This is a genomic window from Kluyvera georgiana (assembly GCF_050990895.1).
Classification (GTDB): domain Bacteria; phylum Pseudomonadota; class Gammaproteobacteria; order Enterobacterales; family Enterobacteriaceae; genus Kluyvera; species Kluyvera georgiana.
The window spans coordinates 3,733,474-3,745,159 of sequence record NZ_CP158865.1; the positions used below are offsets into that span (position 1 = coordinate 3,733,474).

12 protein-coding genes are annotated in these 11,686 nt (G+C 58.0%); 11 read left to right on the forward strand and 1 reads right to left on the reverse strand.

The window, feature by feature from the left end; all coding sequences use genetic code 11:
- The first annotated feature begins 16 nt into the window (after positions 1-16).
- The 6 genes from cyoA (at position 17) to ABTW00_RS17820 (ending at position 5,272) form a co-directional block, all read left to right on the forward strand.
- Positions 17-964 (forward strand): cytochrome o ubiquinol oxidase subunit II, encoded by a 948-nt coding sequence (gene cyoA / locus ABTW00_RS17795; RefSeq protein WP_064547914.1) that lies wholly within the window; start codon positions 17-19, stop codon positions 962-964.
- Between the two features lie 19 nt (positions 965-983).
- Complete coding sequence (gene cyoB / locus ABTW00_RS17800) at positions 984-2,975, forward strand: cytochrome o ubiquinol oxidase subunit I (RefSeq protein WP_064547912.1); 1,992 nt, start codon at positions 984-986, stop codon at positions 2,973-2,975.
- A complete protein-coding gene (locus ABTW00_RS17805) occupies positions 2,965-3,576 on the forward strand; it encodes a cytochrome o ubiquinol oxidase subunit III (RefSeq protein ID WP_064547910.1) in 612 nt (203 codons plus the stop codon). Before cyoB ends, ABTW00_RS17805 begins: the two co-directional genes overlap by 11 nt.
- Complete coding sequence (locus ABTW00_RS17810; protein WP_064547908.1) at positions 3,576-3,905, forward strand: cytochrome o ubiquinol oxidase subunit IV; 330 nt, start codon at positions 3,576-3,578, stop codon at positions 3,903-3,905. Before ABTW00_RS17805 ends, ABTW00_RS17810 begins: the two co-directional genes overlap by 1 nt.
- Positions 3,906-3,916: 11 nt before the next feature.
- Positions 3,917-4,804, forward strand: coding sequence for a heme o synthase (gene cyoE, locus ABTW00_RS17815; RefSeq protein WP_064547906.1), 888 nt, complete (start codon positions 3,917-3,919; stop codon positions 4,802-4,804).
- Between the two features lie 312 nt (positions 4,805-5,116).
- On the forward strand, positions 5,117-5,272 hold the full coding sequence (locus ABTW00_RS17820; protein WP_064547905.1) for a Hok/Gef family protein: 156 nt from the start codon (positions 5,117-5,119) through the stop codon (positions 5,270-5,272).
- A gap of 76 nt (positions 5,273-5,348) precedes the next feature.
- Here the strand turns inward: ABTW00_RS17820 and ABTW00_RS17825 are convergent, their stop codons facing one another.
- Positions 5,349-6,107, reverse strand: coding sequence for an IclR family transcriptional regulator domain-containing protein (locus ABTW00_RS17825; protein ID WP_065356881.1), 759 nt, complete (start codon positions 6,105-6,107; stop codon positions 5,349-5,351).
- Between the two features lie 152 nt (positions 6,108-6,259).
- Between ABTW00_RS17825 and ABTW00_RS17830 the strand changes: the two genes are divergently transcribed.
- The 5 genes from ABTW00_RS17830 to ABTW00_RS17850 all read left to right on the forward strand — a co-directional run bounded on the left by ABTW00_RS17830 (position 6,260) and on the right by ABTW00_RS17850 (position 11,673).
- Positions 6,260-7,081, forward strand: a complete 822-nt coding sequence (locus tag ABTW00_RS17830) for a shikimate dehydrogenase family protein (RefSeq protein WP_433636599.1) — start codon at positions 6,260-6,262, stop codon at positions 7,079-7,081.
- Positions 7,078-8,772 (forward strand): FAD-dependent oxidoreductase, encoded by a 1,695-nt coding sequence (locus ABTW00_RS17835; protein ID WP_433636602.1) that lies wholly within the window; start codon positions 7,078-7,080, stop codon positions 8,770-8,772. Before ABTW00_RS17830 ends, ABTW00_RS17835 begins: the two co-directional genes overlap by 4 nt.
- Entirely contained in the window at positions 8,769-9,089 is a 321-nt protein-coding gene (locus ABTW00_RS17840) for an NIPSNAP family protein (protein ID WP_064547897.1), read from the forward strand. The genes ABTW00_RS17835 and ABTW00_RS17840 overlap by 4 nt, the downstream gene beginning before the upstream one ends.
- Positions 9,090-9,099: 10 nt before the next feature.
- Positions 9,100-10,794 carry an FAD-dependent oxidoreductase gene (locus ABTW00_RS17845; RefSeq protein WP_433636604.1) on the forward strand — a complete coding sequence of 565 codons (1,695 nt, stop codon included), beginning with the start codon at positions 9,100-9,102 and terminating at the stop codon, positions 10,792-10,794.
- A gap of 75 nt (positions 10,795-10,869) precedes the next feature.
- Positions 10,870-11,673: a sugar phosphate isomerase/epimerase family protein gene (locus tag ABTW00_RS17850; protein ID WP_433636606.1), complete on the forward strand. Its 804-nt coding sequence runs from the start codon at positions 10,870-10,872 to the stop codon at positions 11,671-11,673.
- Positions 11,674-11,686 lie beyond the last annotated feature (13 nt).

Here is an 11,686-nt window from a genome sequence, read left to right on the forward strand (position 1 = left end):
GAATTGAGGTCGTTACATGAGACTCAGGAAATACAATAAAAACTTGGGATGGTTGTCATTAATCGCCGGCACTGTATTACTCAGTGGCTGCGATTCTGCACTACTTGACCCCAAAGGACAGATTGGACTGGAGCAGCGTTCGCTGATTCTGACGGCCTTCGGCCTGATGATGATCGTCGTGATACCGGCCGTCTTGATGGCTGTTGGTTTCGCCTGGAAGTATCGTGCGAGCAATAAAGATGCGAAGTATAGCCCGAACTGGTCACACTCCAACAAAGTGGAAGCTGTGGTCTGGACCGTGCCAATTCTTATCATCATCTTCCTCGCCGTTCTGACCTGGAAAACCACTCACTCTTTAGAACCGAGCAAACCGCTGGTTCATGACGAGAAACCAATCACCATTGAAGTGGTTTCCATGGACTGGAAATGGTTCTTCATCTACCCGGAGCAGGGCATTGCTACCGTTAACGAAATCGCTTTCCCGGCGAACGTACCGGTGCAGTTCAAAGTGACCTCCAACTCCGTGATGAACTCCTTCTTTATCCCGCGTCTGGGCAGCCAGATTTACGCCATGGCCGGCATGCAGACTAACCTGCATCTTATCGCTAACGAAGCGGGTACCTACGACGGTATCTCAGCAAGCTATAGCGGCCCGGGCTTCTCTGGTATGAAGTTCAAAGCCATTGCTACGCCGGATCGTGCCACATTCGATCAGTGGGTCGCTAAAGCGAAACAATCTCCGAACACCATGGACGACATGGCGGCATTCGAGAAAGTGGCTGCACCGAGCGAATACAACAAGGTGGAGTACTTCTCCAGCGTGAAACCTGATTTGTTTAAAGCAGTGACCAGCAAATTCATGGATCACGGCAAGAGCATGAACATGTCTAAACCGGAAGGCGAACACGCATCGCACGAAGGAATGGAAGGCATGGACATGAGCCACGCGGAATCCGCTCACTAAGGGGCCGAGGAAGAATACGATGTTCGGAAAACTGACACTGGATGCAGTGCCCTACCACGAACCCATTATCGTGGTTACGGTGGCTGCCATTATCGTCGGGGGACTTGCTCTCCTGGCGGCCATCACTTACTTCGGTAAGTGGTCCTATCTATGGAACGAGTGGCTGACCTCCGTCGACCACAAAAAACTCGGCATCATGTATGTCATCGTCGCTATCGTCATGCTGCTGCGTGGCTTTGCCGATGCCATTATGATGCGTAGCCAGCAGGTGCTGGCCTCCGCCGGGGAAGCAGGCTTCCTGCCGCCTCATCACTACGACCAGATCTTTACCGCTCACGGCGTTATCATGATCTTCTTCGTGGCGATGCCGTTCGTTATCGGTCTGATGAACCTGGTGGTTCCGTTACAGATCGGCGCGCGCGACGTGGCGTTCCCGTTCCTGAACAACCTGAGCTTCTGGTTCACCGTTGTCGGTGTGGTTCTGGTTAACCTGTCGCTGGGTGTAGGTGAATTCGCTCAGACCGGCTGGCTGGCCTATCCGCCGCTTTCGGGAATTGAGTACAGTCCGGGCGTAGGGGTCGATTACTGGATTTGGGCGCTGCAGCTCTCCGGTATTGGTACCACTCTGACCGGTATTAACTTCTTCGTGACCATCATCAAGATGCGTGCGCCAGGAATGACGATGTTCAAGATGCCGGTATTTACCTGGGCATCTTTGTGCGCCAACATCCTGATTATCGCCTCCTTCCCAATTCTGACGGTTACCATCGCGCTGCTGACCCTGGATCGCTATCTGGGCACCCATTTCTTTACCAACGATATGGGCGGCAACATGATGATGTACATCAACCTGATTTGGGCCTGGGGCCATCCGGAAGTGTATATCCTGGTTCTGCCGGTATTCGGTGTGTTCTCTGAAGTTGCGGCAACCTTCTCGCGTAAACGCCTGTTTGGCTACACCTCGCTGGTGTGGGCGACCGTGTGTATTACCATCCTGTCGTTCATCGTTTGGCTGCACCACTTCTTCACCATGGGTGCCGGCGCGAACGTTAACGCCTTCTTCGGTATTACCACGATGATTATCGCCATCCCGACCGGGGTGAAGATCTTCAACTGGCTGTTCACCATGTATCAGGGCCGCATCGTCTTCAACTCTGCGATGCTGTGGACCATCGGCTTTATCGTGACCTTCTCGGTCGGCGGTATGACCGGCGTTCTGCTGGCGGTGCCGGGCGCAGACTTCGTACTGCACAACAGCCTGTTCCTGATTGCGCACTTCCATAACGTGATCATCGGCGGTGTGGTATTTGGTTGCTTCGCCGGTCTGACCTACTGGTGGCCGAAAGCCTTTGGCTTCACCCTGAACGAGACCTGGGGCAAACGCGCCTTCTGGTTCTGGATCATCGGCTTCTTCGTCGCGTTTATGCCGCTGTACGTGCTGGGCTTCATGGGTATGACCCGTCGCCTGAGCCAGCAAATTGATCCGCAGTTCCACCCGATGCTGGTGATTGCCGCATGCGGTGCTGCGCTGATTGCCTGCGGTATCCTGTGCCAGCTGATTCAGTTCTACGTGTCTATTCGCGACCGCGAGCAGAACCGTGACCTGACCGGTGACCCATGGGGCGGCCGTACGCTGGAGTGGGCAACCTCTTCCCCGCCTCCGTTCTATAACTTTGCCATTGTGCCGCAGATTCACGAACGCGATGCATTCTGGGAAATGAAAGAGAAAGGCGAAGCGTACAAGCAGCCAACACAGTATGAAGAAATTCATATGCCGAAAAACAGCGGTGCGGGCATCGTGATTGCCGCCTTCGCTACGGTGTTTGGTTTCGCCATGATCTGGCATATCTGGTGGATGGCAATTGTCGGCTTCGCTGGCATCCTGATCACCTGGATTATCAAAAGCTTTGACGAGGACGTGGATTACTACGTGCCGGTTGCGGAAGTCGAAAAACTGGAAAATCAGCATTTCGATGAGATTTCTAAGGCAGGGCTGAAAAATGGCAACTGATACTCTCGCGCACAACGCCCACGCGCATGAACACGGGCATCACGATACAGGGCCGATGAAAGTCTTCGGTTTCTGGATCTACCTGATGAGCGACTGCATTATCTTCGCCACGCTGTTTGCCACCTATGCCGTTCTGGTGAACGGCACGGCGGGCGGCCCAACCGGTAAAGATATCTTCGAACTGCCGTTCGTGCTGGTAGAAACCGCACTGCTGCTGTTCAGCTCCATCACCTACGGCATGGCGGCTATCGCCATGTACAAAAACAACAAGAGCCAGGTGGTTTCCTGGCTCGCCCTCACCTTCCTGTTTGGTGCCGGGTTCATCGCGATGGAAATCTATGAATTCCATCACCTGATTGTTGAAGGTATGGGCCCGGATCGCAGCGGCTTCCTGTCGGCGTTCTTTGCGCTGGTCGGGACTCACGGTCTGCACGTCACCTCCGGTCTTATCTGGATGGCGGTGCTGATGGTGCAGATTTCCCGCCGCGGCCTGACCAGCACTAACCGTACGCGTATTCTGTGCCTGAGCCTGTTCTGGCACTTCCTGGACGTCGTATGGATCTGTGTATTCTCCGTTGTTTACCTGATGGGGGCGATGTAATGAGTCATTCTAACGATCACAGCGGCGCATCCCACGGCAGCGTGAAGTCGTACATGACAGGTTTCATCCTGTCGATCATCCTGACGGTGATCCCGTTCTGGATGGTAATGACCGGTAGCGCGTCGCATGCGGCAATTCTCGGCACCATTCTGGTGACCGCTGTTGTGCAGATCGTCGTACACCTGGTGTACTTCCTGCACATGAACAGCAAGTCTGACGAAGGCTGGAACATGACCGCGTTTGTCTTTACCGTGATAATCATTGCCATCGTGGTGGTAGGCTCCATCTGGATTATGTGGAACCTGAACTACAACATGATGGTTCACTAAGAGCGGCGAGTATGTTTAAGCGATACCTGCAAGTAACGAAGCCTGGCATCATTTTTGGCAACCTGATCTCCGTGATCGGCGGTTTCCTGCTGGCCTCCAAGGGCCACATCGATTATCCGCTGTTCGCCTGGACGCTGATCGGCGTGTCTCTGGTGGTCGCCTCGGGTTGTGTTTTCAACAACTACATCGATCGTGACATCGACCGTAAGATGGAACGTACGAAGAACCGAGTGCTGGTTAAGGGACTGATTGCGCCAAAAACGTCGCTGGTCTACGCCACCTTGCTGGGTCTCGCTGGCTTCATGCTGCTGTGGTTCGGCGCCAATCCCCTCGCCTGCTGGCTGGGGGTGATGGGGTTCGTGGTTTATGTCGGCGTTTACAGCCTGTACATGAAGCGCCACTCCGTTTACGGCACGCTGATTGGTTCTCTCTCCGGCGCTGCGCCGCCGGTGATTGGCTACTGCGCGGTCACGGGTGATTTCGACAGCGGCGCGTTAATTCTGCTGGCCATTTTCAGCCTGTGGCAGATGCCTCACTCCTACGCTATCGCGATTTTCCGCTTCAAGGATTATCAGGCAGCGAACATTCCGGTTCTGCCGGTAGTGAAAGGCATTGCCGTGGCGAAGAACCACATCACGGTGTATATCGTAGCGTTTGCGCTGGCCACATTGATGCTCTCTCTGGGCGGCTACGCCGGGTATAAATACTTGGTTGTTGCAGCGGCAGTGAGCGTCTGGTGGCTCGGTATGGCGCTGCGCGGTTACAAAGTGGAAGATGATAAGGTCTGGGCGCGCAAGCTGTTCGGTTTCTCGATCATTGCCATTACCGCGCTGTCTGTGATGATGTCCGTGGACTTTATGGTGCCTAACTCACAGAGCCTGCTGACTTACGTCTGGTAAGACACACGGTCTGACAAAAAAACCTCGCTTCGGCGGGGTTTTTTATTACCTGAAGAAAAGTGCCCGATATTGATGTTTTCCTAAATATTGGCGAGGCTGGCGTTTAAGCGGCTCATTCAAGGGGAAGAGGTATAAAATCGCGGCGGGTGCTTGAGACTATTTGTCTTGAGCATGATGTGAAAGGCAGATAGACAAAAGCCCCAGATAACATTCAGCGTCCGGCAAGACGCTTAACATTAATCTGAGGCCCCTAAATGCGTAGCAACATTAGGTTAGCCTCTTACCGACCTTCGGGTCAAGGAGAAGTAGGCTATGAAGCGGAACAAGGTAGTGATTGTTGCCCTGATCGTCCTCTGTATTACCGTCGTGTTGTCGGTGCTGGTCACGCGCAAAGATCTTTGCGCGGTCCGTATTCGCAGCGGTCATACGGAGGTCGCCGTCTTCACAGCCTACGAATCTGTTAAGTAAGAGACCCGGCGGGGAGTCATCCCCGCCACTCTTGATGTTGCCAGGTATTCTCAACGCACCCAATTTTTTCACCTGCCTAGCCCACCAGCATCGCCTGTGCGCTATACAGCAAATCAAGATGATCCCGACACAATGCCTCCAGCGACGTGCGCGACTGATGGCTGGTCAAACTCAGCGCTCCCCAGTACAGCCCTTCCCTATCGGCTAGCGGTACCGCAATCACCAGCATGCCAATCTCAAACTCCTGCTCGATGGTCGCATACCCCTGACGACGAACCTGCGCGATACGCTCCATCAACGTCGGTACATCCGTCACCGTGTAAGGCGTTCGCTGCTCGCGGGTCACACGCTGCAACACAGCCTCACATTCCGCTTCCGGCAACGAGGCTAACCACAGACGACCGCCCGCGGTGCAGTGAATCGGTACTCGTTCACCAAGCCGCACAGAGGTTGAGTTAAACGGCGTATGCTTGCTGCGGGCGATATAGACCAGCTCGTTATCATCAATGACCCCAACGGACGCATGTTCCTCGGTGCGGCTGGCGACGTACTCGACGATCGGCCGCACCATGCGCGGGAACTGGGCAGAATCGACGTACGCCTGCCCCAGGCGGAGGTTTTTCGCCGTTAACCAGTAATAACGTCCGTCGGTAGCCAGATAACCATCATGCACCAGCGTCAGAAAAAAACGGCGGGCGGCGCTTTGCGTCAGCCCGCTCATCTTCGCCGCTTGCGGCACCGTTAAGCGCGGGTTTGCCTTTGAGAAAAGCTGGATTAGCGCCAGCCCCTTTTGCAACCCCACGATCAGGTCGCGTTGATGAATCTCGTTTTGCATAGTTGTTCACACTTTTGCAACATAGGGAGTCAATTACTGCGATTATCGCACTGTCGGTGCGATTAACAACCAACCTGTCCGAATTCTGCGTTGTCGCTCACCGCATCCATTGAAATACTCAAGCAACAGTTTGTTAACAAGTGAGGTGAGTTATGGTCAGCGGATTTACTCAGGTCGTCGCCGTTATCGGACATCCCATTACCCAGGTGAAATCACCGGAAAACTTTAACCACTACTTTGCCAGTCAGAATCTGGACAAGGTCATGATCCCTGTCGATATCGCGCCGGAAGCGGTTGCCGACTATCTGAACGCCCTGCGCGGCTGGCACAACATGAGCGGTATTCTGGTTACCGTTCCCCATAAACAGCGCGTCGCTGGATTGCTGGATACCCTGACCCCCCGCGCCCGCCATCTGAATGCGGTTAACGTGGTGCGTAAGTTGGCGGACGGGCGTTTAGAGGGCGACATGTTAGACGGTGTCGGCTTCCAGCGCGCCGCACAGGCGCATGGTTTCCAGCCTGCGGGCAAACGTGTCCTGCTTTCCGGCTGCGGCGGCGTCGGTAGCGCCATCGCCTGGGGGCTGTGTGAAGCCGGTATCCAGAGCCTGGCCTTGTATGACCGCGATGAGGCCAGCCGCCAGCGTCTGGAAAATCGCCTTGCCACCCACTTCCCAACCGTCCATCTCACCGCCCTGCCCACATCACTGGCGGAGATCGATCTGCTGGTCAACGGTTCCCCTGCCGGCATGGCGGGCTTCGATCCGCTGCCGTTAGATCCGACGCTGCTTGAAACATTAACCGCCGCCACCCACGTCGCCGACGTCGTAACGGCCCCCGTCATCACCCCGCTACTGGCCTTCGCCAGCGAGCGCGGATGTCGCACGCAAACCGGCCCGGAAATGGCGCTGGCGCAGATGGAACTCATGGGTCAGTTCATCGGAGCTATGCCTTCATCGCATGAGGCCGCCGCATGAAAAGCTGGGATGTGATCGTCATCGGCAGCGGCGCGGCGGGGTTTGCCGCCGCCGTCACCGCCTGCTGCAAAGGGCTCTCCGTGCTAATGCTGGAAAAAGCGCCGCACTTTGGCGGCACCTCGGCAATTTCTGGCGGCGCGGTGTGGATTAACGACACCGATCAGGCCCGTGCTGCAGGAAAAAGCGGGGCCCCTGACGAGATGAAAACCTACCTGCGTACCATCATCGGTGAGGCGAACTATCGTCCTGAGATGGTTGAGGCCTTCGTTAATGCCGGTCGCGAAGCGCTGGCTTTTCTCGAGCAGGAAGGCGCGGTGAAATACAGCCTGCGCCCGCTGTCGCCGGACTACTACCCGGATGAACCCGGCGCGGTCGACGTAGGCCGCGCGCTGGAAGTGGTGGAGTATGATGGTCGCGAGTTGGGCGAGCATTTCACCACCTTACGCTCGCCGCCGCCGGGAATGCTGCTGTTTGGCGGTATGATGGTGAACCGCGTCGATATTCAGCATTTTCTCGATATGCGTCGCTCGTGGCGCTCGTTCCGCCACTGCACCAAACTGTTACTGCGCTACGGTCGAGATCGCCTGCGCCATCACCGTGGTACCCGTCTGGCAATGGGCAACGCGCTGATTGCCCGTATGGCCACGCTGGCGCTACGCAAAGGGCTGACGCTGAAACTGAACGTCACGGTGAAATCGTTGACGGAACAGAATGGCCGCGTGACCGGCGTGGAAATTGAGCGCGATGGTCAATCAATCACCCTGCACGCGCGCCGCGGCGTCGTGCTGGCGGCCGGTGGTTTCGCCGCCGGGCGTATTGCACCGCAGTTCCGCCCCGCTACTCAGCAACACTACACCATGTCGCCCGCGACGAACGACGGGGCAGCGTTTCAGCTGGGGCTGGGCGTGGATGCACGCCAGGGTGCCGACCTGCCGTCGAACTTTTTCTGGGCGCCGGTTTCCGTACTGCGCCGTCCGGACGGCAGCGAGGAGCGTTTCCCGCATCTGGTGACCGACCGCGCCAAGCCGGGCGTGATTGCCGTCAACCAGCGCGGCGTACGCTTCGTCAATGAATCCAATTCCTACCATCATTTCGCCAGCGCCATGCAGCAGCAGCCGGAGAACGCCCCCTGCTATCTGCTCTGCGATGCCCAGGCAATGAAGCGCTATGGCCTGGGGCTGGCGCGCCCGGCACCGGTCAACAACGACGCGCTGGTGAGCGCCGGTTATCTGCATCAGGCGCAGAGTCTGGGCGAACTGGCGCAGCAGTTAGGCCTTGACCCGCAGCAGCTTGAACACACCGTCGCCCGCTATAACCGCGACGCCACCAACGGCAGCGACCCGCAATTTCACAAGGGTGGAAACAGCTATAACCGCGCCATGGGCGATGCGGCGCATAGCCCAAACCCTTGTAACGCGCCGCTATTAAGCGCGCCGTTTTATGCCATCAAACTCTTTACCGGCGATTTAGGCACCTCGCGCGGGCTGGTCACCACCGCCGACGCGCAGGTGATTAACCAGCAGGGTCAGCCTATCGGTGGCCTGTACGCTGTCGGTAACGATATGGATTCGATGATGGCGGGCACCTATCCCGGCCCTGGCATTACCCTTGGCCCGGCGCTCACGTTCGGCTATCTGGCCGCCCTGCACATGACCAACACATCCCCACTCACTTCAGGAGAAGCATCATGATCTACGAAAAACGCACCTACACCATCAACCCGCTGAAAATGGCCGACTGGCTGGCGCTGTACAAAAGCGACGCCTACGCGGTGCAGACCGAGCATCTCGGCAAGCTGATTGGCTTCTTCTTCACCGAGATCGGCGTGGTGAATCAGGTCGTTCATATCTGGGCTTACGAAAGCCTGGACGACCGTCTGGTGCGCCGCGCGCGGATGGCGCAGGACGAGCGCTGGCTGACCTTTTCGCGTAAAAACCGCGAGCTGGCAGCGGTTGAACGTCTGGAGTCGGTGCTGATGCGCCCAACCGATTTCTCCCCGCTGCAATAAGGAGTCGCGCATGAGCAGGCTCGTTGAGGTGGATATGCTGGTTATCGGCTCCGGCGCGGCGGGGCTGTCTGCCGCCGTGACCGCGGCGCTGCACGGCGCGCGGGTGCTGGTAGCCGAAAAAGAGTCGACGATTGGCGGCACCAGCGCCTGGTCCGGCGGCTGGCTGTGGATCCCGCAAAATCCGCTCGCCCGCGAAGAAGGTATTATCGAGGATGATACCGCGCCGCTGGCCTATCTACAGGCCGAGATGGAGGGGCGTCCGGCCGATGCGCGTCTGCGGACTTTCTTGCGCTATGGGCCGGAGATGGTGGAGTTTTTCCGTCGCCGTACCGCCGTCCAGTTCCTCTCCGGCAGTAAAATGCCGGATTTTCACAATAGCCACGGCTTCGCCAACGGCGGTCGCTCGGTGACCGCTCAACCCTATGATGCCCGCGAGCTGGGCGACTGGTTGCACCGGCTGCGGCCGCCGCTGGAGACCATCAGCCTGGCCGGGATGGGCATCGCAGGCGGCGCGGATATGGCGCACTTTTTTAACGCGACGCGCTCACCGCGATCCGCGCTGTATGCCGCTCGACGCCTTGCCCGTCATGGCTGGCAGCGACTGCGTTATGGTCGTGGTCGTCATCTGGTGAATGGCAACGCGCTGGTGGCGCGCCTGCTGCGTTCGGCGCTGGACGCCAGCGTCCGTTTTCAGCTCAACGCACCGGTGACGCGGTTATTACAGGACGCCAGCGGCATCACTGGCGCCGTTCTCTGTAGCGATGACGGCGAGATTCAGGTTAACGCTCGCGCGGTGGTGCTGGCCTGCGGCGGTTTCCCGCACGACAAGCAGCGATTAGCCGAACAGGTGCCGCACGCGGCGCAGGGCTACGGTCACTTCTCCGCCGCGCCGCCGGGCAATCAGGGCGATGGCATTCGTCTTGGCGAAACCGTGGGCGGGCAGTTTGACGACTCGCTTAAGCACCCCATGGCGTGGGCACCGGTCTCCCGCGTGTCGCTGGCCAGCGGAATACAGCTGGCGTTTCCACATCTCGTTGAACGTGCCAAGCCGGGATTTATCGCGGTGCGCGATAACGGCAAACGCTTTGTCAATGAAGCCGACTCGTATCATGACTTTATCGCCGCGCTGCTCAAGGCGACGCCGGAGGGAGAAAAACCGGCGGCGTGGCTCATTGCCGACAGCCGCGCGCTGCACCGCTACGGCCTCGGCCACGCGCGCCCCACGCCGTTCCCGGTAAAAGCCTGGCTGCGTACAGGTTACCTGCAAAGCGGCAACACGCTGGCGGAGCTGGCTCAAAAATGCGGCATCGACGGTTCAGCGCTCAGCGATACCGTCGCTCGCTTTAACGGCTTCGCCCGTCAGGCTCGCGATGACGATTTCCAACGCGGCGCATCTGCCTATAACCTCGCGCAGGGCGACGCCCGCCACCAGCCTAGCCCGACGCTGGGTACGCTGGAACAGGCACCGTATTACGCGGTGCGAATTCTTCCCGGCTCGCTCGGTTCCTTCAGCGGACTGAAAACCGATGAACAGGCGCGCGTGCTGGACGCGGAACAACAGCCGATTCCCGGATTATTTGCCGTGGGTAACGATATGTCGAGCGTGATGCAGGGGTTCTACCCCAGCGGCGGCATCACGCTTGGCCCTGCCATGACCTTTGGTTATCTGGTGGGAAAAAACCTGGCCGCAAACATAACATCTTAAAAAAATTACGCATTTAGCCTGGGAAAGGCGCCAAACATAACTAAAAATCTTACCTGCAACTGTACTGGAGTCTGTATGAATATGCGTTCCCTCTCGCTAGCAGCACTCACCGTGCTGGACGTTTCACCGCCGGAACACGTGCGTATCGCCGCGCTCACCGGCTATAGCCACGTGGGCATTCGTCTGCTGCCCGCAACGCCTGATGACCCTGACTACGACATGCTCGGCGATACGCCGACGGTACGCGAAACCCTGGCCGCGCTACGCGATACCGGGATACGCGTTTCCGACGTGGAGATTGTGCGCCTGACGCCGGACTTCAACCTTGATGCGCTGCGTCCGTTCCTCGAAACCGCCGCCCGACTGGAGGCTCAACAGGTGCTGGTGGCCGGCAATGACGATAACCTGCACCGCTGCGCGGACAACCTTGCCCGGCTGGCGCAGGCCGGAGAAGCCTACGGCCTGACCATGAACCTGGAGCCGATGCCGTGGACCTATCTTCCGACGCTCGCCTCCGCGCAGAAGCTGATTGCCGCCAGCGGACAGCACAACGTTGGCATCCTGGTCGATGCCATCCATTTCTGGCGCGCGGGTGAGTCACTGGACGCGTTGCGTGCGCTGGCGCCACAGCAGCTGAACTACATGCAGCTGTGCGATGCCCCGGCGCGAATGCCCACAGACACCGGAGAACTGATTTACCAGGCCCGCTGCGCACGCCGGGTCCCGGGAGAAGGCGAGCTGGATTTGCGCGGCCTGCTGGCGGCCTTACCGCCCACGCTGCCGATTTCGCTGGAAGTCCCGCTGGACGGAGCTAAGGGAGCTCTACCGGCCCAACAACGCGCAGCGCTGCTGTTTAACGCGGCACAATCCTTCCTGTAAACAGGAGTACGCT